At 61.4% G+C, this 25,492-nt stretch carries 26 protein-coding genes; 15 read left to right on the top strand and 11 right to left on the bottom strand.

All coding sequences use genetic code 11. The features are described from left to right. Nucleotide 1: 1 nt before the first annotated feature. Nucleotides 2-184: a DUF3008 family protein gene (locus LUA85_RS09645; RefSeq protein ID WP_231469126.1), complete on the bottom strand. Its 183-nt coding sequence runs from the start codon at nt 182-184 to the stop codon at nt 2-4. A 246-nt stretch (nt 185-430) separates the two neighbouring features. Between LUA85_RS09645 and LUA85_RS09640 the strand changes: the two genes are divergently transcribed. Then, nucleotides 431-1,420, top strand: coding sequence for a sulfotransferase (locus LUA85_RS09640; RefSeq protein WP_231469123.1), 990 nt, complete (start codon nt 431-433; stop codon nt 1,418-1,420). Between the two features lie 6 nt (nt 1,421-1,426). Here LUA85_RS09640 and LUA85_RS09635 read toward each other — a convergent pair whose 3' ends face one another. The 4 genes from LUA85_RS09635 to LUA85_RS09620 are packed head-to-tail and all read right to left on the bottom strand — an operon-like array spanning nt 1,427 to nt 5,649. Then, on the bottom strand, nt 1,427-1,999 hold the full coding sequence (locus tag LUA85_RS09635) for an NTP transferase domain-containing protein (RefSeq protein ID WP_231469121.1): 573 nt from the start codon (nt 1,997-1,999) through the stop codon (nt 1,427-1,429). After that, entirely contained in the window at nt 1,996-2,973 is a 978-nt protein-coding gene (locus LUA85_RS09630) for an XdhC family protein (protein WP_231469119.1), read from the bottom strand. The genes LUA85_RS09635 and LUA85_RS09630 overlap by 4 nt, the downstream gene beginning before the upstream one ends. Before the next feature lie 10 nt (nt 2,974-2,983). Then, complete coding sequence (locus LUA85_RS09625) at nt 2,984-5,149, bottom strand: molybdopterin cofactor-binding domain-containing protein (RefSeq protein ID WP_231469117.1); 2,166 nt, start codon at nt 5,147-5,149, stop codon at nt 2,984-2,986. Then, a complete protein-coding gene (locus LUA85_RS09620; protein WP_231469115.1) occupies nt 5,146-5,649 on the bottom strand; it encodes a (2Fe-2S)-binding protein in 504 nt (167 codons plus the stop codon). Before LUA85_RS09620 ends, LUA85_RS09625 begins: the two co-directional genes overlap by 4 nt. Nucleotides 5,650-5,859: 210 nt before the next feature. Between LUA85_RS09620 and LUA85_RS09615 the strand changes: the two genes are divergently transcribed. The 9 genes from LUA85_RS09615 to LUA85_RS09575 all read left to right on the top strand — a co-directional run bounded on the left by LUA85_RS09615 (nt 5,860) and on the right by LUA85_RS09575 (nt 13,990). After that, nucleotides 5,860-6,543 (top strand): TetR/AcrR family transcriptional regulator, encoded by a 684-nt coding sequence (locus tag LUA85_RS09615; RefSeq protein ID WP_371823669.1) that lies wholly within the window; start codon nt 5,860-5,862, stop codon nt 6,541-6,543. Nucleotides 6,544-6,662: 119 nt separating this feature from the next. Next, nucleotides 6,663-7,832 carry an amine dehydrogenase large subunit gene (locus LUA85_RS09610; RefSeq protein ID WP_231469113.1) on the top strand — a complete coding sequence of 390 codons (1,170 nt, stop codon included), beginning with the start codon at nt 6,663-6,665 and terminating at the stop codon, nt 7,830-7,832. Further along, the gene (locus LUA85_RS09605; RefSeq protein ID WP_231469111.1) at nt 7,829-8,380 is read left to right on the top strand and encodes a MauE/DoxX family redox-associated membrane protein; all 552 of its coding nucleotides are present in this window, start codon (nt 7,829-7,831) and stop codon (nt 8,378-8,380) included. The genes LUA85_RS09610 and LUA85_RS09605 overlap by 4 nt, the downstream gene beginning before the upstream one ends. Continuing rightward, nucleotides 8,377-8,979, top strand: a complete 603-nt coding sequence (locus LUA85_RS09600) for a methylamine utilization protein MauD (RefSeq protein WP_231469110.1) — start codon at nt 8,377-8,379, stop codon at nt 8,977-8,979. Before LUA85_RS09605 ends, LUA85_RS09600 begins: the two co-directional genes overlap by 4 nt. Nucleotides 8,980-9,011: 32 nt before the next feature. After that, nucleotides 9,012-9,554, top strand: coding sequence for a methylamine dehydrogenase light chain (locus LUA85_RS09595; RefSeq protein ID WP_231469109.1), 543 nt, complete (start codon nt 9,012-9,014; stop codon nt 9,552-9,554). Between the two features lie 11 nt (nt 9,555-9,565). After that, the gene (locus tag LUA85_RS09590; RefSeq protein WP_231469107.1) at nt 9,566-10,090 is read left to right on the top strand and encodes a cytochrome C; all 525 of its coding nucleotides are present in this window, start codon (nt 9,566-9,568) and stop codon (nt 10,088-10,090) included. A 542-nt stretch (nt 10,091-10,632) separates the two neighbouring features. Then, nucleotides 10,633-10,839, top strand: a complete 207-nt coding sequence (locus LUA85_RS09585; RefSeq protein ID WP_231469105.1) for a hypothetical protein — start codon at nt 10,633-10,635, stop codon at nt 10,837-10,839. 422 nt (nt 10,840-11,261) lie between these two features. Then, nucleotides 11,262-11,435 carry a YezD family protein gene (locus tag LUA85_RS09580; protein WP_231469103.1) on the top strand — a complete coding sequence of 58 codons (174 nt, stop codon included), beginning with the start codon at nt 11,262-11,264 and terminating at the stop codon, nt 11,433-11,435. A 104-nt stretch (nt 11,436-11,539) separates the two neighbouring features. After that, nucleotides 11,540-13,990, top strand: coding sequence for a TonB-dependent receptor (locus tag LUA85_RS09575; protein ID WP_231469101.1), 2,451 nt, complete (start codon nt 11,540-11,542; stop codon nt 13,988-13,990). A gap of 66 nt (nt 13,991-14,056) precedes the next feature. Here the strand turns inward: LUA85_RS09575 and LUA85_RS09570 are convergent, their stop codons facing one another. Then, nucleotides 14,057-14,890, bottom strand: a complete 834-nt coding sequence (locus tag LUA85_RS09570) for a TIGR00266 family protein (RefSeq protein WP_231469099.1) — start codon at nt 14,888-14,890, stop codon at nt 14,057-14,059. 99 nt (nt 14,891-14,989) lie between these two features. On the opposite strand from LUA85_RS09570, the gene LUA85_RS09565 reads away from it, so the two are divergent. Next, nucleotides 14,990-15,649, top strand: coding sequence for a TetR/AcrR family transcriptional regulator (locus tag LUA85_RS09565; protein ID WP_231469097.1), 660 nt, complete (start codon nt 14,990-14,992; stop codon nt 15,647-15,649). On the opposite strand, the gene LUA85_RS09560 is transcribed toward LUA85_RS09565, so the two are convergent. The 4 genes from LUA85_RS09560 to LUA85_RS09545 all read right to left on the bottom strand — a co-directional run bounded on the left by LUA85_RS09560 (nt 15,577) and on the right by LUA85_RS09545 (nt 20,702). Beyond that, complete coding sequence (locus LUA85_RS09560) at nt 15,577-16,302, bottom strand: TetR/AcrR family transcriptional regulator (protein WP_231469095.1); 726 nt, start codon at nt 16,300-16,302, stop codon at nt 15,577-15,579. The two genes, LUA85_RS09565 and LUA85_RS09560, sit on opposite strands and share 73 nt — an antisense overlap. 223 nt (nt 16,303-16,525) lie before the next feature. Beyond that, nucleotides 16,526-17,968, bottom strand: coding sequence for an efflux transporter outer membrane subunit (locus tag LUA85_RS09555; RefSeq protein ID WP_231469093.1), 1,443 nt, complete (start codon nt 17,966-17,968; stop codon nt 16,526-16,528). Beyond that, complete coding sequence (locus LUA85_RS09550) at nt 17,968-19,563, bottom strand: MDR family MFS transporter (RefSeq protein WP_231469091.1); 1,596 nt, start codon at nt 19,561-19,563, stop codon at nt 17,968-17,970. Before LUA85_RS09550 ends, LUA85_RS09555 begins: the two co-directional genes overlap by 1 nt. Then, on the bottom strand, nt 19,560-20,702 hold the full coding sequence (locus tag LUA85_RS09545) for an HlyD family secretion protein (RefSeq protein WP_231469089.1): 1,143 nt from the start codon (nt 20,700-20,702) through the stop codon (nt 19,560-19,562). The genes LUA85_RS09550 and LUA85_RS09545 overlap by 4 nt, the downstream gene beginning before the upstream one ends. 23 nt (nt 20,703-20,725) lie before the next feature. Between LUA85_RS09545 and LUA85_RS09540 the strand changes: the two genes are divergently transcribed. The 4 genes from LUA85_RS09540 to LUA85_RS09525 all read left to right on the top strand — a co-directional run bounded on the left by LUA85_RS09540 (nt 20,726) and on the right by LUA85_RS09525 (nt 24,934). Beyond that, entirely contained in the window at nt 20,726-20,899 is a 174-nt protein-coding gene (locus tag LUA85_RS09540) for a hypothetical protein (RefSeq protein WP_231469087.1), read from the top strand. Between the two features lie 114 nt (nt 20,900-21,013). Further along, a complete protein-coding gene (gene ahpC / locus LUA85_RS09535) occupies nt 21,014-21,577 on the top strand; it encodes an alkyl hydroperoxide reductase subunit C (RefSeq protein ID WP_231469085.1) in 564 nt (187 codons plus the stop codon). A gap of 171 nt (nt 21,578-21,748) precedes the next feature. After that, nucleotides 21,749-23,308, top strand: a complete 1,560-nt coding sequence (gene ahpF / locus LUA85_RS09530) for an alkyl hydroperoxide reductase subunit F (protein WP_231469083.1) — start codon at nt 21,749-21,751, stop codon at nt 23,306-23,308. Between the two features lie 159 nt (nt 23,309-23,467). Beyond that, nucleotides 23,468-24,934 (top strand): ATP-binding protein, encoded by a 1,467-nt coding sequence (locus tag LUA85_RS09525; protein WP_231469081.1) that lies wholly within the window; start codon nt 23,468-23,470, stop codon nt 24,932-24,934. A 7-nt stretch (nt 24,935-24,941) separates the two neighbouring features. On the opposite strand, the gene LUA85_RS09520 is transcribed toward LUA85_RS09525, so the two are convergent. Then, nucleotides 24,942-25,481, bottom strand: a complete 540-nt coding sequence (locus LUA85_RS09520) for a DUF3237 domain-containing protein (RefSeq protein WP_231469079.1) — start codon at nt 25,479-25,481, stop codon at nt 24,942-24,944. Nucleotides 25,482-25,492: the final 11 nt, after the last annotated feature.

The raw sequence follows: 25,492 nt of genomic DNA, 5'->3' as shown, positions 1-25,492 counted from the left end.
CCTAGTTCTTGTGCTCAGGAAGCTTTTTGCGTTTGGTAGAGGCCAGTTCCTCCAATTCCGTTTCGGTCATCGATTGCGCCATTTTCCTGGATGGCTCCGCCAGATCGGACATGGCTGTATCGCCCCTTTTCGCTGACAGAGCGGCACCGGCGGCTTTCTGCTGGGCTGCGGACTTTGCGGGCATGGTCGATCTCCTTCGTGCACACAACACCGCCGGGCGCGGGGCGTTCCGTTCCATGCGCTCCGGGATTGGCATCGACATCTGGGGATGCGTCATTTGGCGTAGGCACGATGCAGCAAGGTCGCGCTACATTTGCGGCATCAACAATAAGAAACGCGCCTTTGCGTTTTCAGGGTGAACCAACGTGCAGCCAAGACTGGCGCATTGCAAACTTTCTGCCACGGCATTGCTCTTGCAACGCGATCTGCGATGAGCGGTACAGCATTGTCACCGGCCATAGAGCGCTCTCCGGCCGAAGGCACCGAAGCCGCGTTCTCTGCCGCCACCGCTCTGGAGGATTCAGGCGACCATGCCGAGGCTTTTGCGCAGTTTGTCCGGGCCAATGCACTCTGTCGCGCTCGTTTTCCTTACGACGGCAAGGCTGACGAAGCATTGTTCGAGGCGCTGAGGCGAACCTTCGCCCGCGACTTGCCGCTGCTGCCGGACAGCACAATTACCGAGGCTCCGGTGTTCGTGGTCGGGCTGCCGCGCACGGGGATTTCCCTCGTTCATCGCCTCCTTTCCGCACACAGCCAGTTATGGTCGGCTGGCGATCTTCCGGCGATGCCCGCAGCGGTCCGTCAGATAACGGGCGACATGGCCCGTCCGGTACTGGATACTCAGACTATCGCCGGTCTTGCAGGGCGTTCAGCCCAGGCCTTGGGCGAATTGTACATCACCCACATGCGACAGCAATCGAAGGCGCAAGGCCTGCGGCCGGTTGACAGGTTTGCCGCCAATTTCCTTTACATTGGCTGGATCGTCGAAGCGCTGCCCAACGCCAGCATCGTCTGCTTGCGACGCGGCGCGATGGACAGCGTGTGGAGCAATTTTCGTACGCCTTTCGCCGCCGGATCGACGGATTATCCCTGGTCGCACGATCTGCTTGATGCGGCGCGTTACGTGCTGATGTTTCAGCGGTTGATGGCCTTCTGGCGGCAGCGTTTTCCGGGCCGGATCCATGAGATCAGCTTTGAACATCTCGTTATCGATCAGGAAGTGCAGACCCGGCGTATGCTGGCCCATTGCGGATTGCCGTGGGACCCTGCCTGCCATGATATATGCGACCGCGAAACGAAGGTGGTATCCGGGGCGCGACAGCCATCTCGCCCGCGATCGATTGGCCGGTGGCATGCCCACGAAACCGCGCTGGCAGATGTCATGGAATTCTTTCTGGCGAATGGCATTCCGCTGGATTGAACCGTGTCAGCGGGTCTGCTGGCCGATCCCGAAGCCTGAAGCCAGAAAGCTCTCTGCCTGGGCAAGATCATCGACGGTATCGACATCGAGCGCCAACGCCGGATCGAGTGCGATTGACCGGGCATTGCGCAGCAGCGCGCCTGCGCCGCGATCGCCGGTCAGACAGCGCATCGCGGGAAAGTGGCTGGCACCAAATACGGCGGGGGGCATCCCGATGTCACCAACCCTCGATGCGATCACATTGCCATCGAACGTATCGATAAGCGCCGTGAAGTGGGCGAGTGGAACAAGCGGCATGTCGGCCAGCGCGATCATTGCGGCGGTTTGATCGCCAAGTGCAGCGATGCCGATGGCAATCGAGCGCGATAGCGGCCCGCCCGGTGGATCGAGCATCACGCGCTCGAATCCCTTCAAAAAGGGCGTGGAGGGCGAACAAATAGCCAGGCGTCGTGTAAAGGGCAGGGCGGCCAGCCGCTCGGCGGCGTGGTGCGCCAGCGGCACACCCGCCAGCAACGCGCCCAGCTTGTCCCCGCCGAACCGCGCCCCGCGCCCTGCCGCCAGCAGGACAAGGGCTGTCACGCGGACGCCGTCGTTTCGAGCGGCTGCCCCATCCAGTGCGACCAGAGCGCCAGAGCATTATAATCCGCAACAATCTCGCCCAGGATCGAAACTGCCAAAGTCGCCGGGTCCCGCGTTGCCGGAATCAGCCCGATATGGCCGCGGAGCGTCTCGATCTGTTCCATGGATACGCCCGAATGGGAAAGCATCGCCCGCCGCGCGGCATGTGTCTTTCGGCTCCCTATCGCGCCGATGTAGAACGATCGCAGGGCAAGGGCTTGCGGAAGCAGGAATTCCTCCCAGTCGCGCCCATGGAACAGGAACACGATGGCGGTCCAGGGATCGCCATGGGCGATGGGCAGGGTGTTGCGTGTGGGCAGAAACGTAGCCTCGATGCCCTCGTCACCCAGCAGGTCCCGCGTTGGAAGGTCCGGCGTCAGGGCCTGCACTTGCGCGCCGAATGCCGCGCCAAGGCGGGCAAATGCGGTGAGGTCCTCGCCCTGTCCCAGCGCGACGATGCGCAACGCGGGCTGATAGGCATGATGGAGACTGTTTCCGTCCCAGGAACGGGACACAGCGTCAGGCAGGAGTGCAACGCTGTCGCAGCCCAGGGCAAGGCCTGTAGCGCGCCGCTGATCCAGTTGCCCAAGCGCCGAGATCATGGTTGCCGCATCGGGACGCGGCGTGAACAGCAGGTCGATGCCGCCGCCACAGGGCAGGCGGATGTCGATATAGGCAGAACCGATACCATAGCGCACCACGCGGCCCCAGCCGTCGTCGAGCGCTTCAAGCGCTTCGGCAGCCACGGCATCTTCCACGCAGCCGCCGGAAAATGATCCGATCCTGCGCCCGTCGGCCGCAACCGCCATCTGTGCGCCAATGGCGCGGGACGAAGCGCCTTCAATGCCGATCAGCGTGACAAGTACCGTATCGATGGCTTCGGCATGGCGATCCACGATGAAGCGCAGGATGTCGAGGGGCGTGGTCGCTATCATTGGAACTGCGCTATATCAGCTCCAGCGGAAGGCGGCGATGCCGTTTTCCGGTGACCGAATAGATCGCGTTGGCGAGGGCCGGGATTACCGGGGGCAGTGCCGGCTCGCCGAGTCCGGTGGGCGGGAATTCGGTCTTGACGAACTCCACCGCAATCTCACCCGGCACCCCATCGATCCGCATCAGGGCGAAATCGCCAAAGTTCTCGGCAGTGACCTTACCGTTTTCCTGCACGATCTTCTGGCCGAGCATGGCTTGGCCCAGGCCTTCGATCACCGATCCCTGCACCTGATTCATGGCGTTCAGGGGGTTGATGATGTGCGATCCGACATCGCCTGCCACCCACACCTTGTCCACCCTCACCGTGCCTTCGGAAAGGGTTACATCGACCACTTCGGCGAAATAGCCCAGGTGAGAAAAATAGAAGCCGAAGCCGCGCCCCTTCTGGCGACCTGTCCAGCCCGCCGCCTTGCACACGGCATCGATTACGCCACGGGCGCGGCCAGTGTTGAGCGCCACGCGACCGCCCGGAATTTCGCGCGGGGCACCCAGTGTGCGGCGCATCAGTTCGGGCAGGTCCAGCCCTGCGGCTTCGGCCACTTCGTCAAGAAAGCTCTGGAACACGAACGCCATCGCATTGGAAGTCGGCGCGCGCAGCCAGCCGGTGGCAAGGTTGGTCGCCATGTAGCTGACGCCAAGATCGACGTTGGGCACGACCGGGCCGGGGAATTCCGTAGCCTGCATTTCCGCTGCGCGCAGTCCCTTGCCGTCCTTGCCGAAGCTTACGAAGTGATCCTTGAACGCAACGATCGCCCCGGTCTCATCAATTCCGGCACTGAATCGATGCCAGCCTGCGGGGCGGTAGAAATCATGGCGAAAATCATCGGTGCGATCATAGAGCACTTTTACCGGCTTGCCGGGCAGTGCTTTTGCCACCTGCCCGGCAATGACCATGTAATCGTTCAGCAACCGCCTGCCAAACCCGCCGCCGATCCGCGTCAGGTGGATCGTCAGGTCATCCGGCGTCAACCCGCATAGCCGCGCCGTTTCCGCGCGGCCTCCTGCCGGTGCCTGGCTCGGCGCCCAGATCTCCAGCTTGCCGTCCTTGAACAGGGCCGTGCAATTCTGTGGTTCAAGCGTGGCGTGGGCAAGGAACGGGTATTCATAATCCGCCTTCACGACCCTGGATGAACTGGCCAGCGCACCATCGGCATCGCCCGCCTTGAACAGGCTGATCTGCGGCACCGCGCCCACAAGTGCTGCGGCGTCCCTTTCATATCCGACACTCGAAAAGCCGCTGACCGCAACATCGTCCCACTTGACCACCAGCTTTTCGCGCGCCTTGCTGGCTTTCCACCAGCTGTCCGCCACGATCAGCACCGTGTCGGTCTTGCCGTCTGCCACATAGCCGCTGTTGACCGGGATCACCGCGATCACGCCGGGAATGGCCTTCACCGCAGCATCGTCGATCGATGCGATGGTTCCGCCATGCGCCGGACATTTGACCACGGCTGCGTGAACCATGCCCGGCAGGCGCGTATCGATGCCGAACAAGGGCGCGCCCTTGACGATACCGGGCACGTCCACACCGGGCTTGGATTTTCCGATGATCGTGAATGCCGAAGCATCCTTGAGCGGCACTTTTGCCAGGTCGGGCGGCGTTTGTTCCGCTGCGCCTTTGGCGAGCGAAGCATACGTCAGGCTTTTTCCGCTGGCCTTGTGCAATACAGCGCCCCGTGCGGTGGAAAGGGTTGCTGCATCGACGCCCCACGTCTTTGCCGCAGCAGCCACCAGCATGGCGCGCGCCGCCGCCCCTGCTTGCCGCATGGGCAGCCAGTTGCGCGGCGTGGAAGTGCTGCCCCCCGCTGACTGCACACCATAGATTTTCTCATTCGCGTCGGTCTGCTCGATCCTGACCTGCTCCCATGCCAGATCGAGTTCCTCGGCAATGAGCATCGGCAGCATTACCTTCACGCCCTGGCCGATTTCCGGGTTCTTCGCCCCGATGGTCACTGTATTGTCGGGATTGATCCGCACGAATGCGTTGAGCGTGTTGGACGATGCGGGGGCGGTTGGACCGGCCGCGATGACTATCGTGGCGTCCAGCGTCAGCACCGCGCCACCAGCAAGCGAGGCGACCATGAACGAGCGGCGGTCGAGCGCGGGAGCCTTGGTCATGCCGGTTTCTCCCCATCCGAAGCGCCTGAGTTTGCCATCTCCGGGGGCAGGCCTGCCGCCTGCCTGATCGCCGCGCGGATACGCAAGTATGTGGCACAGCGACAGATGTTGCCGCTCATCCAACCGTCGATATCGTCCGCCGTCGGCTTTGGATTCTGCTTGAGCAATGCTGTGGCCGACATGATCTGTCCGGCCTGGCAATATCCGCACTGCGGCACGTCAAGCGCCTGCCATGCTTCGGTCACGCGTTTGCCGACAGCATTGGTGGCCACCCCTTCGATCGTGGTGATCGCCTTGCCCGCCGCATCGGCAATCGGCGTCTGGCACGATCGCACGGCATCCCCATCGAGATGGACCGTGCAGGCCCCGCATAGCCCCGCGCCGCAACCGAATTTGGTGCCCGGCATGTCAAGGTCTTCGCGCAGAACCCACAGCAGCGGCTTGTCCGCTTCGGCATCGACCACGCGTTTGGTGCCGTTTACGGTCAAAGTAACGCTCATCAACGAATATCCCTGGTATGCCCGGAAGATCGCCGGTGCAGCGGGCTGCCGCATGGGCAGTACCGGCACTGGCCGTTGGCGAAACTGGAGAGTGCGACGTGCCGGGTCAAGCACCTTGTTGAATGGCTTGTGAAACCTTAGTTGCCCTTATCAGCCAACCGATAGTCATTGCGGTTGGCGCGGGCCAAATTCTGGTGTTATGCGCAAGTAATGGCTACTGCCCGCCTCGATCATCGTGATACCGAACTGCCCTCCGCTCCGCGACCGGGAACTTACGTGCGCGGCGCCGAAACGGTCGACGCGATCATCAAGGCTGCCTTGCGCGTCCTGATCGACGAAGGGGCAGGGGCTTTCACCATCCGCCGCATTGCGTCTGAATGCGGAATGAAAGTCGGCAATGTCAGCTATCATTTCCCGAAAAAGGAACTGCTGATCCAGACCCTGCTGGACGAGATTATCAACAGTTACAAGAAAGTGCTTGAACGCACCGTCAGACAACCCGGTCTCGATGCCGCCGAAAGGCTGCGCCTGATCATCGTGCTGTGCCTTGATGACATCGGCGGAAAGCGCACGACGCGGCTGTTCACTGAACTCTGGGCGCTGGCGAACCACAACGAGTTCGTAGCCGACCGGGTGCGGGTGTTCTATCAAAGCGTACACGATACCATCGCGGAATATGTCGCTGAACTCAACCCGGCCTTGAGCGAGCAGGAAGTGCGCCTTGTCGCGCTATTCATCAGCGCATCGATGGAAGGCGCGACACCGTTTTGCGGCTACGAAAAGCCGTGGTCGCACCAGTTGGGGGCATTTACCGCGATTGCCGCCCATTCGCTGGTTCATCTTGCAAGAACGATCACGTCGCGAGAGATTGCCGGGCTTGCCGATTGCCCTTGAGTCCGGGGCGGGTTGTTTGGGCGGCGATCTCTTGACGCTTTTAGTGTTCGCAATTGCGAAAAGGAACTTGACCGAATCTGGACGTACGTCAAAACTTCGGACATTCAAGCTAGGGGGCCATGATGACGCTGGTTAGCAGCAGGTTGGCGGGATTGCTTTTCGCAGGCGTGGTCGCAGGATCGCTCGCCGTTCCGGCACACGCGGAAACGGTGGTGCCAGAGGCTGAGGAGGCCACGGTCAATACGATGGAGCCGCCAAACACCGGCTGGTTCTTTGTGCGAGGGGGCTGGGGATCGGCAGGATCGAGCATCTTCGATTCCGCCACCGGCAAGATGGTCGGGATGGTCGCCACGGGGCGCGATTCCGATATGGCGATCGATCCGGCAGGCAAGGCCTATTACGTTGCCGAAACGATCTGGACCAAGGGCAATCGCGGAACCCGGCAGGATCTGGTTGCGGTCTATGATGCCAGAACGCTCAAGCTGCTGACGGAAATTCCCACGCCCGGTCGCCTGATCATAGGCGGGCTGAAGACCAATTTCGTCGTCACCGATGACGGTAAAACCGCTTACGACTACAATTTCGATCCGGCTTCGTCGGTCAATGTGATCGATCTGGTCAAGCGCAAGTTCGTCCGCGCTATCGAACTGCCCGGCTGCGCGAACATCATTCCTAATCCCGGAGTCGGCTTTTCGTCGCTCTGCGCCGATGGAACGCTGGCTACCGTTACGGTAAAGGGTGGGACGCAGGACATCACCCGGACCGAACCCTTCTTCGATGCTGCCGCCGACCCGATCTTTGCGAATTTCACGTATGATCGCAAAAAGAAGCAGGCTGTGTTGCTCAGCTATGCCGGGCTGATCCGGGTTGCTGTGATCGGTGCGAAACCCACTGTCAGCGAACCGTTTTCGATTCAGCAGGCGGCCGGATTGCGCGCTGCCGATACCGCACCGCTCGACATCGCGTGGTTCCCCGGCGGATCGCAGGTCATGGCGCTCCACCGTCCCAGTTCGACGCTTTATGTGCTGATGCACAAGGGGGAATACTGGACGCACAAGGAAGGCGCCGAAGAAATCTGGGCGGTCGATCTGGCAACGAAGAAGGTTACCAGGCGCATCCCGCTGAAGGATCCTGTGAACAATATCGAAATCACGCAGGACGATGCCGCGATGATCATGGTCACCGATCGCATGAACAATGGCCGGATGATCGATGCGAAGACCGGCGAGATCAAGCACACCATCGAAAACGCCGGCGGCGGCCACATCACCGTCGTGGAGCCGATGTGAGCACGCTCGGCGCATCGGCGCTTGCCATCGGCGGCGGGGCGGCGGCAATCGGTGTGGGACTGGTATTCCTGACGGCAGGCGCAGCCAAGCTGCGCAGCCGTCGCATGTTTCCCGGTGTCGTTGCCAATTACCGGCTGTTGCCTGACAGAATGGTCGGTCCGGTTGCGATGGCCCTGCCTTTCGTGGAACTGGCTGTCGGATCAGGCCTTCTCGCCGGATTTCGCAGCGCTGCCGTTCCGGCCATAGCGCTACTGCTCGCATTCGCTGCCGCCATGGCGATCAACATCGGACGCGGCCGGGCGCATATCGATTGCGGTTGCGGGCGCTCCGAACTGCGCCAGCCATTGAGCCGGACGCTCGTGCTGCGCAACGTTGCGCTTGCCGTGCTGCTCGTTCCCGCGCTGGCGGCGATGCCCGCTTTCGCTTCTGCCGGATGGCTCATCGCGCTGGCCGGAGGGGTAGCACTCTATCTCCTCACGCACCTCGTAAACGCGCTTGCGGCGCTGGCCACTGGTCCGCTCGCCGCCATGGAAAGGAATTCCCGATGATCACCGCTCTTATCGTCAGTCAGGTGATCTCATGGCTGGTCATTCTTGGGCTTGTGGTGATGCTGCTCGCGCTCGCACGGCAGGTGGGTGTGCTCCACATGCGCGTAGCACCTGCCGGCGCGCTAACCACCAGCGGGGGGCCGGCGGTTGGGGACAAGGCACCCGCGGTTCCGGCACACACCCTGGAAGGCAAGGACGTGATCGTGGGCGGCCCGTCCAAAACCGTGCCGCTGCGCCTGCTGATGTTCGTCTCTGCCACATGCCCGTTGTGCAAGGGCCTTATCCCCGCCGCGCGCTCGTTCGCCCATGACGAACGTCTTGAACTGACATTCGTCGGCGATGACGATGCGTCAGTGCAGCGCACAATGATCGCGCAGCACGGGCTGGAAGCCTATCGTTTCATCAATGGCCCGGAAGTTGGCCAGGCTTATGAAGTGGGCAAGCTGCCTTATGCGGTTTTGCTCGATAGCGAAGGAACGATCCTTTCGAAGGGGCTCGTCAACAGCCGTGAACATCTCGAAAGCCTGGTGATCGCCCATGAAATGGGCATCGCAACGGTGCAGGACTACATTTCGCAGCTCAAGGTACAGGCCGCCTGAGCGCCGGAAAATCGTGAATAGGGGGCATTTGCATGAAGACTTTCAATCCCGACGCGATTGGCGAAAAGCTGCTGCGCCGGTTCGCGGGCCGCACATCGCGCCGGAGCATCATCTCGCGCATTGGCATCGCACTGGTTGCCGCACCGGTCTTTCCTGTTCTGCCAGTGAGCCGCGCCGAGGCCGCCAAGCCCGACCGTACGCCTGAGGCCAAGACGGCGTTTGCGCGCAACGCCCAGACCAAGGACGATACGAAGTGCGATTACTGGCGTTATTGCGCGATCGATGGCGCATTATGCACCTGCTGCGGCGGCGGCATCCACACATGCCCCGCCGGGGCAGAACCCTCGCCGGTTTCGTGGGTCGGGTCGTGCATCAATCCCGATGACGGCAAGGCCTATATGATCGCGTATCGCGATTGCTGCGGAAAGCCTGCTTGCGGTCAATGCGGATGCGACAACACCGACCGCGAAACGCAGGTCTATCTGCCGCAGCTCAACAACAACGTGATCTGGTGCTTCGGGACAAGCAGCATGGAATACCATTGCTCCACCGCGATCATGATCGGCGCGGCATAAGGGAAAGGGGCGTGCGCCGGATCGGCCTTGCAGCATTTGCCGCGGCGTGTGCGGCATTGATCGGGCCGGGACTGGCGGCCAGGGACGATCCGCGCGCCACCACCGTCGCGAACGGTCTTGCGGCGATTTCCGACCCGGAACTGGCGCGCGCCGATTACGTCGAACATTGCGCCGGTTGCCATGGGGTGCAGGGCATTTCCGCCCCGGCGAAGCTTCCTGAACTGCGCGGGCGCGTGGGCTACATGATGTGCACACCTGCAACGCGCGCCTATCTGCTGCGCCTTCCCAACATCGCCAAGAGCCGGTTGAGCGATAACCAGCAACTGGCGGATATGCTCAATTTCATGATATTCGGCATCGGCGGCCAAAGCGTGCTGCCGGGGACCCGGCCATTTACCGCCAGCGAAGTGGCCCATGAACGAAAGTTCGCGCTGACCTCCGCGTCGCTTGTCACGGAACGCAAGCGCCACGTCGAAACGGCGATCCGTGAATGCGGCGCGCCGGCGACCTTCCGGGACTTCTACCAGCCTCGCTGACGCTCCTTTCATGGACGAGCGGGAGGGTAACCGGGGATTTCATGTCGGGTAATCTTTCGCATCGCACCCAACGGCATGAAATACTGTTCGGGATTGGAACATTAACGCGCCAATCATTCCGCGTCCTGCGGTGGCCAAAAGATGCCTCGGCAAGCCTGCACCGGTGACGTAATTCACATTTTGTGACCGAATCGTAACGTTTTTGCTGATGATTGCGAATGCGGCTCGCTAATCGGGACAAATTGGCGATCTTCGGGGATCGCGGGTGTCTAACCGAAATGAAACCAGTTTTCGTACTGCTGGGGAAAACGCGCCATGTTGCAATGCGGCACAGGCGCGGCATCTAACTATCAGGTCTGTAAGTATTTTGCCTGAAAATGCTTAATGCACACGCAGGGCAGCGCTCAGGATTGATCTTAAGCGGTGCAAATTCTGCTTTGGGTTGGGATGGCTGTCGTTACGAACAAACGCATCGCTAACGCAACCGGCTGCCACCGGCGGCTAGATTGTCCAACCCGGACCCCCAAAATGAGGCCGTCGTCATGCAAGCATCAGCAAGAACGCTCGATCAAGTTTACGACACCTTGACCGAAGCACTTCAGGACCTCGATGATCATGGGCATGCCATGGCAGCGCTCCATCTGGCCATGGCTGTGGATTGTCTGAAGACCGGGATCGATACGGCCGGCGAGGCTGACGAATGGGCCACCCGGTTGCAGCCAAGGTTGCGATTGGTCGCTTCTTCCTGATCAAGCGGACCATCGATGCGGGAATGGCAAGACGATTAAGGGATCGCTTACGGCTTTGCCCGTCACCTGAATGCCTGCGTTGCGGAAAACGGAAACGCACAACCGTTCGCATGGAATTGTACCTCACGGGCATCGGACGTATCTCTCGAACGGAATAGGCGGCGTTTCGCGACAAACCTCCGCCGACCAGCCTACATCCGCCAACATCCCGTGTAGTTCGCTCGATAAGCTTCGCGGAAATCCGTAACATCGCTCATGCAAGTGTGCCGACTGGGGTGATCAGGTGGGTACAACTTGTCAGGGCAAAACAAAAAATTTAATGTCTATCATTGCAGTTGAGTATATGGTCTATCCAGCAACGGGGATGATTCGTCGTCCCCGGACTGCACACGCCATTCCGCTCCACAGGACCCGTTGCTGCAATGACCGAATCTTCGAACGCTCGCGGAGATAGCGAGAATCATCTTGAAGAGAGCATCGCCAGTGTGCGTGAGGCCCTGACGGGTCTGCGCTACGGCAATGTTTCGCTCACCGTCCATGAAGGGCGGGTTGTCCAGATCGACGTGACCGAGAAGCGACGGCTCAAGCCGAACTGATCGAACCCGTCCACACTTCAACGCTCCAACTCCAACACAAAAACAACCGCACCGCTGACCGGACCACCGGAGGCATCGTTCGGGAAAACCCATGAGGTCCTACGATGAACTTCCGTGTCCTTCTCGCGGCGGGGGCTGCGCCTCTCGCCCTGTTCTCGCAAAGCGTCTCCGCTGCCGAGACACCTGCAAACGAAACGGCGCCAGCCGATCCGCAAACCACGTCTGTCGGCACCGGCGCCAGCGATAGCGGCACGATCGTCGTCACTGCCCGGCGCCGCGCGGAAACCGCGCAGGACGTACCACTGGCCATTTCGGTCGTCGGTGGCGAACACATCGACAGCACCGGCAGTTTCAATGTCGGGCGCCTGCAGCAGCTTACGCCGACGCTGCAATTCTATTCCTCGAACCCGCGCAACACCGCCGTCAACATTCGCGGCCTTGGTGTGCCGTTTGGCCTGACCAACGACGGGATCGAACAGGGCGTCGGCATCTATATCGACGATGTCTACAATGCCCGCGTCGCCTCGGCCACGTTCGATTTCCTCGACGTGAAGCAGATCGAAGTCCTGCGCGGTCCGCAGGGCACACTCTATGGCAAGAACACCACCGCCGGCGCGATCAATATCACCACCAACCAGCCGACCTTCGATTTTGAAGGCAAGGCCGAAGTGAGCGTCGGCAACCTCAATTTCGTGCAGGCCAAGGCCGCTGTTTCAGGCCCGATCTCCGATACTCTGGCCGCGCGCCTTGCCGTCTCGTCGACCAGCCGTCGCGGCACGATCTACAATGCGACGACCAACCAGTGGATACAGAGCCAGGACAACCTTGGGTTGCGCGGGCAATTGCTGTTCAAGCCGAGCGAGGCGCTGAGCATCACGTTGGCCGGCGATTACAGCGAGCAGGACGCGGTGTGCTGCGGTTCGGTTTATGTCCGCACAGCCACCACCCAGCGCGCGCTGAACAGGCAGTTTGCCGCGCTTTCAGCAGCGCAGGGCTATGCCGTGCCCAGCACCAATCCGTTCGACCGCGTGACAGATCTGGATTCGCCGTTGCAGGCCGGAAACAAGATCGGTGGCGCTTCGATCAAGGTGAAGTGGGATGTCGGGCCGGGCACACTGACATCGGTCACGGCATGGCGCTTCTGGGACTGGCAGCCGCAGAATGACCGTGATTTCACCGGATTGCCGATTGTCAGCAAATCGCAGAATCCTTCGCAGCAGGATCAGTACACGCAGGAATTGCGCTACAATTACAGTGGCGACCGTTTTGATTTCGTGCTGGGTGCGTTCGGCTTCTACCAGCGCATCGACACGCAAGGCACCGAAGCGCATGGCAGCGCCTCGACCAGATGGAACCTTGCGCCCAGCAACGCGCTGTACAATTCCAACGTGCTTGACGGACTGACTGCGCTCAATACGCAGTATCTCAAGAATACGAGCGTTGCCGTTTACGGGCAGGCCAGCTGGAAGATCACGCCTGAGCTGACCTTGCAACCCGGCCTGCGTGTCAACTATGACAAGAAGGACGGGTTCTACCAGCGCCGCGTATTTAATGCTGCTGGCACCGAAATCCTGCTTAGCACCCCGAACAGCGCCACCAAGACAGCGCAACTGGGCATTTTCACGCCGCAGGAAATCGCGCCAAAGTTCAGCGACTGGAACTTCAGCTACGATTTCACCGCCAGCTACAAGGTGGCCGAGCGCGTTTTGCTCTACGCGACATATGCCAAGACCTTCAAATCGGGCGGCATCAATCAGAACGGCGTACCTACCGACGCCGCCAACAACCCCATCCTGGCCTCTGCCACGGTCAAGCCGGAATCCGTCCGTCATTACGAAGCGGGTATCAAGACCGAGTTTCGCGATCTTGGCGCGATTCTCAACCTCTCGATCTTTCGAACGGACATCAAGGACTATCAGGCCAACGTCAACAATGGCCAGTTCGGTGTGCTGCGCGGTTATCTCGCCAATGCCGGCGCGGTGCGATCGCAGGGCGTCGAAGCCGATTTCTCGATCCGCCCCTCGGAACGCTTCAATGCCTATGTCAACGGTGCCTATACCGATGCCACGTATCGCAAGTTCACCGATGCGCCTTGCCCGCCCGAACTTTCGGGCGGCACCGTCGCCAGCGGATCGCAGGTTCCGGGTGCTGCCGGAACACCGGGCGCGCTCAGCCCTGCCAATTGCGACATCTCCGGCCAGCGGCTGCCCGGCGTGTCCGAATGGTCGGTGTCATGGGGCCTTGAAGCCAACGCGCCGGTCGAATTGTTCGCGCAGGAAGGGCATGTCTACCTCGGTTACGATGGCAGCTACCGCTCGAACTTCTCGTCCAATCCGTCACCTTCTGTCTATACTTGGGTGGATGGCTATTCGTTGTCCAACGTCCGGGTCGGCTTCCGCACAGACGATGGCTTCGACATCTATGGCTGGGTCCGCAATGCGTTTGACGAAAACTACTTCGAGCAGCTTTTCGTCGGTCCGGGCAACACCGGCCTGATTGCAGGCTTGCCCGGCGATCCCCGCACATGGGGTTTCACCCTGCGCAAGGCCTTCTGATCGCTCCACCCCGCAGCGCATGCGGTCCTCAAGGGCCGGTGGTGCACACCACCGGCCCCTTTTTTGTCAGTTGTTTCCGCCGATGAAGTCACCCAGTCCGCCCAGCACCGAGCCTTCGCCACGGTTCTGGCCGCCACGCGATCCGGCCGCAGCCAGCATGCGTCCGGCAAGACGAGAGAAGGGCAGGGACTGTATCCAGACCTTGCCCGGTCCGCGCAGCCGCGCGAAGAACAGACCTTCGCCGCCAAACAGCACTGAGCGCACACCGCCCGCCGTCACCAGATCGAAGTCCACCGAAGACGTGTAGGCGGCAAGGCAGCCTGTATCCACGTGCAATTCCTCGCCCGCGCGCAGTTCCCGTTCAACCACGGTGCCGCCCATCTGTACGAACACCCAGCCATCGCCATCAAGCTTCTGCATGATGAAGCCTTCGCCGCCGAACAGCCCGGTCATCACGCGGCGCTGAAACGCAACACCGATGGAAACGCCCTTGGCGGCAGCAAGGAAGCTGTCCTTCTGGCAGATCAGCGTACCGCCCACATCGGTCAGCTTGATCGGCAGGATCGCACCGGGCGTGGGGGAGGCAAATGCGACGCGCGCCTTGCCACTTCCGTTATGGGTGAAGACCGTGGTGAACAGGCTTTCCCCCGTGACCAGCCGCTTGCCTGCGCCCAGCAGCTTGCCCATGAAACCGCCGCCATTATCGCCGCTTCCATCGCCGAACACGGTGGTCATGCCGATCGAGGCGTCCTTCCACACCAGCGCTCCGGCCTCTGCCACCGCGCTTTCGCCCGGATCCAGTTCAATTTCCAGGAACTGCAGTTCCTGCCCCTTGATCTCGAAATCGATATCGTCGGCAATGCTGGCGCTGCGGTGATGCGCCCACGGGCTGCTGGACATGGAAAAGGTCTCCTTGAAGTAATGCGCCCAACATAGGCGTTGTGCGCGGCGATGCGAGAGGGATACCCACCTTTCGTCGACACTGGTATGACGCTCGTCATGGCAACCTTGCACGATACCCTTACCACCCCCGACCGACTGCTTGCCGGTGCCGAACGGCTGGTAGTGCGCGAAGGCGTCCGCATGCTCACTGTGCGCAGGATCGCCGAAGAAGCCGGCGTCAATTCGGCGCTGGTACGATATCATTTCGGCGATACGGATGGCCTGCTCGGCGAACTCGCCCTGCGCAATGCGACACAACTGGCCGACGCGCGCATGGCGCTGCTCGGAACCCTGCGATCCGGCGATTTTGCCGGCGCGGTCGATGCGCTGGTCAAGCCATTATGGGCGAAAGCCGCAATGAATCCGGTGTTTCGCGCAATCGTGGTGCTGGATGAAGTGTTTTCGCGTTCTGGAAAGGATATGAACGCGCGGATATGGGCCGTATTTGCCGATGGTGTAGCCCAAGTGCAGGCCGCGTTCGAGGTGTGCCTGCCTGATGCTGATCCCACCGAACTTGCCTGGCGCATTCGCTTTGTCACCGCCGCAGCGCTGGATATTCCGCCACGCGGACTGCCCGATCATCAAACCGGCGCACGTGCAATTTATGGCGACGATACGGAAGAGGAGCGGCTGGTGCGCTTTCGTCAGTTTGCGGCCGATGCGCTGCGGATGGATGCACCCCAGCCACACAATGCGGCAAAGAAGAATTCGGAATAATTGCGCGCCCAGCGCTCTGTCTCGTCACGATCGTAAGGACTGAGACTGCCGACAAAGCGGACATGGCCCAGCAGCCCTTCCACCCAGAACCGCGCCGCCAGACCGGGATCGCGGATCACGATACCTTCTTCCGAAACTGCCCGATGCAGATCGTTCTGAATATGCACGAGTGCGTCCTGATACATAGCGAGGCGATAATTGAAATCATCGTTGCTGAATTCCTGGTCGCACCAGTCCACCAGACGTTCCATCAAAACACCGTCGGGGGAAAGCAGGGTTTTGACGACTGCTGCTGCACGCTGGCAGAAGCGCTCGACCAAGGGGAGCGTATCGCCGATTGCAATGATCGACATCCGGCGCTGCTCGACCTTGTATTTCAGCAGTGCCGCAAGGAATTCAGGCTTGCCGGGAAACCGATTGTAGATCGTTACCTTCCCGATCCGGGCATGGCGCGCGATCCGGTCGAATGTGAATTTTTCGAACCCCTGTTCGGCAAGAACTTCCCATCCCGCTTCGAGTATGCGGGCTGGCAGGCGCTGGGCTTCTTCCAGTGAAGGACGTCCGCGCCGAGCAGTCGGCCTGAAGTCGCCCGAACCTTCGTCGATATCAGTGCACTGTGCGCTGGGTTGCTCCGATGGCTCGTGCGATATCACGTGCAGAATCCTGCCTGCCGTCGCGGGCGCAGGCCTGCCATTGATCGAGGCGCTGCACCGGGCATGACATTTCGAGACCTTGGCAATAAGCCTGCCAGAACCGGCGGCTTGCATCTGAAATCCAGCGCATCTTTCCCACTTCCTCGCCTTTGTGGCGTTTCATGGGAATAGATTGCCTCAGTCACATGCGGAGTCAATATAGTATAAAATGGACGAATCTGGCTCATTTTTCAGCCTCGTCGGCCTGCCATCCCAACCCCAGAGCCTTTTCCACGGCAACGAATGCAGTCGTCACTTCGGCCCGTGCGCTGGCCGCAGCCATCGAAAGCTGGAGTGCCTGCCGTTCGGCGTTCAGTACGTCGGTCTGGCTGACGGTCCCTGCTGAAAGGCGCTGGTCCTGCAATCGGACAGTTGCCTTCGCGCGTTGTTCCGCATCCAGCGTGCGCGCGAACGCCAACCGATGCGCGCCGAACCGCGCCAGCGATCCTTCGGCGTCCTGCAGCGCGCCAAGCACGGACTGCCGATAGCGGGCTTCAGCTTCCGCTGCCGCGCTCCTCGCCACTTCCACCTGTCGTTCTGCCCGACCGCCGTCGAACAGCGACCACCGGATCTGGGGCAGCGCAATGCCGACGATGTTGCCGGGATCGATCACGTCGCCGATATTCTGGCCACCAAGGCCGAGTATGCCCAGGAAGCTGATCTTGGGGAACTTTGCCGCAACCTGCACACCGATGTCCGCATTGGCAGCGGCCAGCTGGCGCTCTGCTGCGCGAACATCAGGGCGGCTGCGCAGCATCAGTGCAGGATTGCCCACTGCAACCTGTGCAGGCGGCAGCGGGACCGGTGCTGGCGCCGTGAGCAAGGCATCGAGCGATCCCGGCTCCTTGCCGGTCAGCACCGCGATCTGATCCATCAGTATCGCAATTTCCGCGCCGGTCCTGACCAGATCCGCTTCGGTCGCAAAAGTTTGTGCCTCGGCCGTGTTGACCGGCTGTGCCGGCGCACTGCCTGCTGCAAAGCGATTGCGCGCAAGTCCGGTCAATGCACGATCGATTTCAAGCTGCCGTTGTTGCATGGCCTGTATCGACTGGCGTGCCCGAAGCCCGACGTAGGCACGCGCAATTTCCGCAGACAAAGTGACCCGCGCATCCGCGGCGGTGGCCGCTTCGGCTTCCGCTCGTGCGCCCGCAGCTTCGATCTTGCGCCGGGTGCCGCCGAACAGGTCGATTTCCCAGGCTGAGTCGAAGCCTAGGTTGTACGCATTGATTTCATCACGCCCGCCACCATCGCCAACGAGGTTGCCGGGCACATTGATGTATGGTGCTGCAAACGATGTGTTGATCGATGGCAGGACAGCAGTCTTGCTGGCCGCCAACGATGCGCGTGATTGTGCCACGCGGGCGTTTGCAGCAGCCAGGGAAGGTGAACCCGCCAGACCATCGGCCACCAGCTGGTTCAACACCGGATCGCCCAGGCTTTCCCACCAGCGCACGGCCGGCGCCTCGGTCAGGGCATCGGGCGCGCGGACGAAGCCCGCCCGTTCGGCGGCAGCCGGGGCAACCACCGGCGCTCCGGTATAGTCGGGACCGACCGTGGTACAGGCCGATAGCAGCGTGGCCAGCAGCGCCGCAGCGGCAGCGGATCGGATTGGGCGATTTGTAGTCATCAGTGCGCAGCCTTCGCATGATAGCCCTTGGGAAGCGGGCGCAGAAACAGGACCAGCGGAGACACGATCAGGATCACGATCGTCAGAGCCATGAAATCATCGTTGAAAGCCATCACGAGCGCATCGCGCATGACCATTGCGTCAAGCGAACGTATCGTCGCGGCCAGTCCGTCCGGCCCTCCGCCATAGGTCATCACTTGTTGGCCCAACCAGTCCTGCATTCTGATGTCGTTGGAAAACAAGGTGCTGTGGATCGTCCAGCGATGGAACTCCCATCGCTCATCCTGCAATGTCGCAAGCAATGCCAGCCCGATTGAACCGCCAAGGTTGCGCCCGGCATTGAACAGACCCGCACCATCGCCCGCGTCTTCGGGGGCGACGGAACTGATTGCTGCCTGATTGAGGAACATCATGCAGAAAACCTGGCCAAGGCCGCGCAGCAATTGGGTAACGACAAAGTCGCCCCCGCGCGATTGAGCAGTCAGCGTTACGTCAAGATAGCATGAAAGCGCCAGAAACACCATGCCGGTGCCCACGATCAGGCGCAGATCGACACGCGACACCAGGAGGGGGAAGAACGGCATCATCATCAAGGCGGGCACGCCGGAAAGGAATACGATCCTGCCTGCCTGCATCGCGTTGTAATCGGCAACGCTCGCCAAAAACTGCGGGATCACATAGGCTGTCCCGAACATCACCCCGCCGAGGATGAGCGAAAGCCCGAAGACCGCCGCAAAGGCGCGGTTGCGCAACAAGGCAAGCTTGACGACCGGGCGCTTTGCATAAACCTGCCCGACGCCGATCATGATGAAGCCCAGGAGGCTGACGCCGGTCAACTGCCAGATGACTGTCGATTCGAACCACTGTTCGCGGTGGCCTTCTTCCAGCACGACGGTAAGCGCACCAAGCCCCAGCACCATGCCCACCACGCCAAGCCAATCGGCGTTGACCAGTTCATCGAGCTTCATCTTGCCCTTCGGAATGCCGACGAGCAGCAGGATGACCAGCAGAATCCCGATAGGCACATTGACGAAGAAGGCATAGTGCCAGCTGAAGTTTTCCGTCAGCCAGCCACCGATGAGCGGTCCCATGACCGGTCCCATGATGACTGTCGCCCCGAACAGCGCCGTACCGATGGGTTGCTGCGATGGCGGGAGGCGCATGGCGATGATTGTCAAAGCGGTGGGGATCATGGCGCCGCCGGTAAAGCCTTGGCCAACGCGCCCCAGGATCATCATCGTCAGCGATGTCGAAAGACCGCAGGCGATCGAAAACGCCGTAAACAGTATCGCCGCCATCAGGAGAAAGCGGCGCAGCCCGAAAACGCGCTCAAGCCAGCCGGTCAAAGGGATGATGATGATTTCGGCGACAAGGTATGACGTCGCGATCCAGGTGCCTTCGCTGGCAGACGCGCCGATCTCGCCCTGAATTGTTGGCAGCGATGAATTCACGATGGAGATGTCGAGCGTCGCCATGAGCGAACCGATCGCTCCGGCGGCAACCCCCAGCCAAGCCGTCAGGTCGGCCTTTTGCGGGACGGCGGGTGGAGGAATCGTCTCTCGGTCGCCGTCATCGATAGTGATGGCGGCGCTCACTTCGTCACCTGTTCCTGTTCCTTGCGGATGGCATCGACCGCAGACTTGGCCGACCGCGTATCCACTTCGACCGTCAGCGAAAGGCCGGGAACGAGCACCTTGCGCGATTCAGGCCCTGCGTTGAGACGGATGCGTACGGGTACACGCTGGACGATCTTGGTGAAGTTGCCGGTGGCATTCTGGGGCGGGATCAGAGAAAAGTTCGCGCCGGTGCCCGGCGTGATGCTTTCGACCGTGCCGTGAAAATCCACGTCGGGCAGGGCATCGACACTGATAGTCACGGGCTGGCCCGGACGCATCAGTCCGATCTGGGTTTCCTTGAAATTGGCCTCTACATAAAGCGCCTGGGTCGGAACAATCGTCATCAGGCGCTGGCCTGGCTGCACGAACTGGCCGACACGCACGGTCGAATTGCCGACACGGCCCGCGGCGGGCGCAATGATGCGGGTCGTGCCAAGGTCATTGTTGGCGGCATCGCGCTGGGTCTGTGCAGCCTTGATCTGCGCGGCAGACTGGCCGGCTTGCGCACGGGCGCTCACCACCCGGTCGCTCGCGGCTTCGACCATAGCCTGCTTGGCATTGACGTCAGCGGCGGCCTTGTCGCGATTGGCGATCAACTGGTCGAGCATCTGGCGGGGTTCCGCGCCGCTTGCCACCAGCGGCCGGAAGCGCGCCACTTCACCATTCAGATAGGCCAGATCGCGCTGGCTTGCCTGAAGCGAGGCGCGGGCCTGCGCCACGGCGGATCGCGCCTCGTCAATCGCGGCCAGCGTGGCGGCTTCGGTGGCCCGCGCGACGTCAACCTGCGCGCTGGCCTGAGCAAGCCGTGTGGAAAAATCGGTCGGATCGATCTGCAGCAGCAATGCGCCTGCTGCGATCTGCTGGTTATCGGCCACCGCAACTTCACGGACATAGCCTGCGAGTTTCGAACTGACCGTCACGCCATCGGCTTTCACGTAGGCGTCATTGGTTTCCTGCATGTACCGGCCTTCGGTCTGGTAGCCGTACAATGCCCATGCGCCATAGGCGGCGCCAAGCAGCAGGGCGCCCAATGCGATACGGCCGACAACCTTCTTGCGTTCGCCATTGGTCTCGCGAGGGGCGTCGGAGGAAGAAAGGGTTTCTGAGGAGGCAGCCATGAGGGATCCAGTCGCGACTTAAATTGAACGAAATCGTTCCATTGCAATTCGCCACTTGGTTTGTCTTGAATGATTCGACAAGTGCAGAAAGTGCGAAACCCGCTGTGAAAATTGCATTTGCCAGCGAAACTGCCCGAAAATGCATCCCGCCGGGCGATCTGATCACATCAAAACGCGATGCAAAATCTGTTTATTGATCGAGGCAATCAATCAAAGAGGGCGGAATTGCTCGTTGGAAAAACCGGGGGTGATGCACTACCTCGGCAATCGCAACGAGTTTCCCAACCGACCAATCAGAAGGATTTGAGTCTATGTCGATCGTCGGAACCAAGCTTAAGCCATTCCAGGCCACTGCCTACCATCAGGGCACTTTCGTCGATGTCAGCGATGCTGACGTTGTCGGCAAGTGGGGCGTGTTCTTCTTCTACCCCGCCGATTTCACGTTCGTTTGCCCGACCGAACTCGAAGACCTCGCCAACATCTATGGCGAACTTCAGAGCCTCGGCGTTGAAGTGTACTCGGTGTCGACCGACACGCACTTCAGCCACAAGGCCTGGCATGACAGCTCGCCGGCTGTCGGCAAGATCAACTATTACATGCTCGGCGACCAGAACCACACGATCTCCAACAACTTCGGCATCCTGCGCGAAGGCGTCGGCCTTGCTGACCGTGGCACCTTCGTGACCGATCCCGACGGCACGATCCAGCTTGTCGAAATCACGCCTGAGGGCGTGGGCCGCAACGCTGCGGAACTGCTGCGCAAGATCAAGGCTGCCAAGTACTGGCGCGAGAACCCCGGCCAGGTCTGCCCGGCCAAGTGGGAAGAAGGTGGCGAAACGCTAGCTCCTTCGTTCGACCTCGTCGGCAAGATCTGATTTCCCCAGGACGGGGTGGCCGCGTGGGGCCAGCCCGTCCAACACCCCGGACGGGCCGTGCCGCTGATGGGCGGCCCGCCGGTTCCACGCCACCCGATCACCCTGATTTCCGATCCCCGCGCGCCGACCAGACGGTGACGCGCAGGGTCCTCTGCCTGAAAGGTTTGTACCATGCCCGTTCTCGACGCCAATGCCACCGCCCAGCTCAAGGCCTATCTCGGCAATCTGCGCCGTCCGGTCGAGCTGGTGGCAACGCTTGATGACAGCCCGAAATCGGCAGAAATGCGCGCGCTGATTGAAGAAGTCGCGGCTCAGTCCGACAAGGTTTCCGCGCGCTTTGACGGTACGGACGAGCGGGCGCCCAGCTTCGCGATCCGCGCTAACGAGGGCAGGGCGCAAGCCGTCTTTGCAGGCCTGCCCATGGGGCACGAGTTTACCTCGCTGGTGCTGGCACTGCTCCATGTCGGTGGTCACCCGCCCAAGGAAGAAGCCGACCTGCTCGAACAGGTGCGCGGACTTGAAGGGCCGCTGCACTTCGAAACATTCTTCTCGCTCACCTGCCAGAACTGTCCCGACGTGGTTCAGGCGCTGAACATCATGGCCGCGCTGAATCCCGACGTCAGCCATGTCGCCATCGATGGCGCGCTGTTCAAGGACGAGGTCGAGCGCCGCCAGATCATGGCCGTGCCCACGGTTTTCTTGAACGGTCAGCCCTTCGGCTCCGGCCGCATGGACCTCGCGCAGATCGTCGCCAAGCTCGATACCAACGCATCGGCGCGCGCTGCGGAGAAGATCGCTGCCAAGAAGCCATTCGACGTGCTCGTGGTCGGCGGTGGTCCTGCCGGGGCTGCTGCGGCTATCTATGCTGCGCGCAAGGGCATCCGTACCGGGGTGGTGGCCGAGCGCTTTGGCGGTCAGGTGCTTGACACGATGGGTATCGAGAACTTCATTTCCGTGCAGCACACCGAAGGACCCAAGCTGGCGGCGCAACTGGAAAATCACGTCAGGGAATACGAAGTCGACGTGATGAACCTGCAGAAGGCGACCGGGCTGGTTCCGGCAGGCGCCGATGGCCTGCACGAAATCCGCCTGGAGAATGGCGCAAGTCTGAAGGCGAAGACGCTGATCCTGTCCACTGGCGCGCGCTGGCGGCAGATGGGTGTGCCGGGCGAGGACGAATACCGCAACAAGGGCGTGGCCTACTGCCCGCACTGCGATGGCCCGCTGTTCAAGGGCAAGCGTACGGCAGTGATTGGCGGCGGCAATTCGGGCGTTGAAGCTGCAATCGACCTTGCCGGGATCGTGGCGCATGTCACGCTGATCGAATTCGGCAGCCAGTTGCGGGCCGATGCGGTGCTCCAGACGAAGCTGCGTTCGCTGCCGAATGTCACGATCATCACGTCGGCGATGACCACCGAGGTTCTTGGCGATGGCGCCAAGGTCACCGGGCTTGTCTACAAGGACCGCGAAAGCGAAGTCCTGCACACCGTCGAACTGGAAGGCATCTTCGTGCAGATCGGTCTCGTGCCGAATACCGAATGGCTGAAGGGCGCGATCGACCTTTCGCCGCGCGGTGAAATAGAGGTCGATGCGCGCGGCGCCACCAGCCTGCCGGGCGTGTTTGGCGCGGGCGATGCGACGACGGTGCCATACAAGCAGATCATCATCGCGATGGGCGAAGGATCGAAAGCGGCGCTTTCTGCGTTTGATTTCCTGATCCGTTTGGGTTGAGTTTCCGAAGCGGCTGTCCCCCGCAGCCTTTCGGGTCGCAGGACGGCGGCGTGGCATTCAACAGCCACGTCGCCGTTTGCCCTTGGCGGTCTTAAAAGACCGGGGAAATCGCGCATGCCCGCCTTGCCGATTCTGCGGTATTCGGCCAGAGACGCGCAAGTGAGCGCAACCATCGTCATCGGTGCCGACCGGTCCGGCGCCCCTGTCAGGATCGACGTCGAGGAACTTCTTGCCACGCGGCTGCTCGTCCAGGGCAATAGCGGGTCGGGCAAATCGCACCTGTTGCGTCGGCTGCTGGAACAGAGCGCCAGCATCGTTCAGCAAGTGGTGATCGATCCAGAGGGGGATTTCGTCACGCTTGCCGATGCCTTCGGTCATGTCGTGGTCGATGGATCGGCCTATGACGCTTCCGAAATCGCCAGGCTTGCCGCGCGCATTCGCAAGCATCGCGCGTCGGTGATCCTCACGCTCGATGGGCTGGAACTCGAAGCGCAGATGCGTTGTGCGGCCGTCTTCCTCAATACCCTGTTCGATGCCCCGCGCGATGAATGGTATCCCGCGCTGGTGGTCGTTGACGAGGCACAGATGTTCGCCCCTGCCGCGGCGGGCGATGTTTCCGATGAAGTGCGCCGCCTCAGCCTTTCAGCCATGACCAACCTGATGTGTCGCGGGCGCAAGCGCGGGTTGGCAGGGGTCATCGCCACGCAGCGTCTTGCCAAGCTGGCCAAGAACGTGGCGGCAGAAGCCTCGAATTTCCTGATGGGGCGTACGTTCCTCGATATCGACATGGCGCGCGCGGCTGATCTTCTGGGCATGGAGCGCAAACAGGCCGAGCAGATCCGCGATCTTGAACGCGGCCATTTTCTGGGGCTTGGCCCGGCCATTGCGCGCCGTCCGGTTGGCGTGCGTATCGCTGATGTGCAGACGAGCGCCCGCAACGTCATTCACGGCCTGATGCCGCTGCCCAATGCGGGCGGCGCCGAAATGGAATCGCTGCTGCTGTCCGAACCGCTGGCAATGGAGCCGATGCCGCGCAGGCCCGAACCTGAAATCGTTCCGGTCGAGAGCGACGAATTGCTGGGACAGATTGCGGAATTCGTGCCGGCGGGCGAAAAGGTCGATCCGCCGGTTGAACCCAGTCTGTTTGCAGCAGAGGAAACGGCGGCCAGCATCGCCGCCGTGCTTGCTGAAATGGCGCTGGAGCCAGATTGCACGTTTCAGCCCGCAGCCCAGCTTTATCAGGACTTCACCGTGCGTTGCAGAATGTTGCGCATTCTGCCCGGCATGGACCTCAACGCCTTTCGCCGTCGCTTTGCCATGGCCGTGGCGGGGATCGCGGATGATGGCGAGGCGCGGTGGCAGGACCTGCTCGGCATCGCGCGTGAAGTACCCGACGATCTGCTCGCACCGTTCCTCGCGCTGGCCCGCGCGGCAATGGAGGGTGCGCCATGCCCTGACGACGAAGCGCTTGCCACGATCTATGGTACGCGCTCGTCAGGCCGCATCCGCCGCCTTCTGGAGCACCTCGAAAAGAGCAACCTGATCGTCGTTCGCACCGATTACGGTGGCAGGCGTTCAGTCGGCATCCCCGCGCTTGGCATGACCACTGCGCCGGTCGAGGCCTGAGGCCGCATCACTCCACCGTATAGAAGTCGATCACCACGCTGTCAGGCTTGCGAATCCCGCGCGCCACGAAAGCCTTGCGCCGTAGCCAGGCGTGGGGGCCGTCTTTCACGACAAAGCGCGGCGTCGTGCGGAAATAGTAGGCTGACGGATCGACGGCCTCGCCCTTTGCCAGTTTCTCGATCACTTCGGGCGCTGCGGTTCGGACACCGGGGTTGGTCACTTCAATCACCGTCCCGTCGGTGGCCTTCAGGAAATAGCGCGCCTCGATACTCGTCAGTCCGCCGGGCAGGATAACCTGCCAGTCGCCGCCACCCGGCAGCACTGCGCCGGTAAGGGCGGGGCCGGTCACCGTACCGCCGGTAATCGGAATGAAGCGCCGCCGCCCGCTATCCACTTCGCCCTGCTCCACCACAGGGTCCAGCGTGGCTTTTACCGAAAAGGCATAGACAAGTACCGGCGCGGGTGCGGCAGGTCCGTCAGCGGCATGGCCGAAGCTGGATTGCCAGCAAAGCGCCGCGATAAACACCGCCAGATTTCTCAAGTTCATGTCGCCCTCCC

It is taken from the genome of Novosphingobium sp. CECT 9465 (assembly GCF_920987055.1).
Taxonomy (GTDB): domain Bacteria; phylum Pseudomonadota; class Alphaproteobacteria; order Sphingomonadales; family Sphingomonadaceae; genus Novosphingobium.
The sequence above is the reverse complement of the archived record's forward strand: the minus strand, read 5'-3'. Positions and strand labels throughout refer to the sequence as shown.

Coding starts and splice junctions, on each gene's coding strand:
- LUA85_RS09645 (WP_231469126.1), bottom strand. CDS start 184: ATGCCCGCAAAGTCCGCAGCCCAGCAGAAAGCCGCCGGTGCCGCTCTG.
- LUA85_RS09640 (WP_231469123.1), top strand. CDS start 431: ATGAGCGGTACAGCATTGTCACCGGCCATAGAGCGCTCTCCGGCCGAA.
- LUA85_RS09630 (WP_231469119.1), bottom strand. CDS start 2,973: ATGATAGCGACCACGCCCCTCGACATCCTGCGCTTCATCGTGGATCGC.
- LUA85_RS09625 (WP_231469117.1), bottom strand. CDS start 5,149: ATGACCAAGGCTCCCGCGCTCGACCGCCGCTCGTTCATGGTCGCCTCG.
- LUA85_RS09620 (WP_231469115.1), bottom strand. CDS start 5,649: ATGAGCGTTACTTTGACCGTAAACGGCACCAAACGCGTGGTCGATGCC.
- LUA85_RS09615 (WP_371823669.1), top strand. CDS start 5,860: ATGGCTACTGCCCGCCTCGATCATCGTGATACCGAACTGCCCTCCGCT.
- LUA85_RS09610 (WP_231469113.1), top strand. CDS start 6,663: ATGATGACGCTGGTTAGCAGCAGGTTGGCGGGATTGCTTTTCGCAGGC.
- LUA85_RS09600 (WP_231469110.1), top strand. CDS start 8,377: ATGATCACCGCTCTTATCGTCAGTCAGGTGATCTCATGGCTGGTCATT.
- LUA85_RS09595 (WP_231469109.1), top strand. CDS start 9,012: ATGAAGACTTTCAATCCCGACGCGATTGGCGAAAAGCTGCTGCGCCGG.
- LUA85_RS09585 (WP_231469105.1), top strand. CDS start 10,633: ATGCAAGCATCAGCAAGAACGCTCGATCAAGTTTACGACACCTTGACC.
- LUA85_RS09580 (WP_231469103.1), top strand. CDS start 11,262: ATGACCGAATCTTCGAACGCTCGCGGAGATAGCGAGAATCATCTTGAA.
- LUA85_RS09575 (WP_231469101.1), top strand. CDS start 11,540: ATGAACTTCCGTGTCCTTCTCGCGGCGGGGGCTGCGCCTCTCGCCCTG.
- LUA85_RS09570 (WP_231469099.1), bottom strand. CDS start 14,890: ATGTCCAGCAGCCCGTGGGCGCATCACCGCAGCGCCAGCATTGCCGAC.
- LUA85_RS09565 (WP_231469097.1), top strand. CDS start 14,990: ATGGCAACCTTGCACGATACCCTTACCACCCCCGACCGACTGCTTGCC.
- LUA85_RS09555 (WP_231469093.1), bottom strand. CDS start 17,968: ATGACTACAAATCGCCCAATCCGATCCGCTGCCGCTGCGGCGCTGCTG.
- LUA85_RS09545 (WP_231469089.1), bottom strand. CDS start 20,702: ATGGCTGCCTCCTCAGAAACCCTTTCTTCCTCCGACGCCCCTCGCGAG.
- ahpC (WP_231469085.1), top strand. CDS start 21,014: ATGTCGATCGTCGGAACCAAGCTTAAGCCATTCCAGGCCACTGCCTAC.
- ahpF (WP_231469083.1), top strand. CDS start 21,749: ATGCCCGTTCTCGACGCCAATGCCACCGCCCAGCTCAAGGCCTATCTC.
- LUA85_RS09520 (WP_231469079.1), bottom strand. CDS start 25,481: ATGAACTTGAGAAATCTGGCGGTGTTTATCGCGGCGCTTTGCTGGCAA.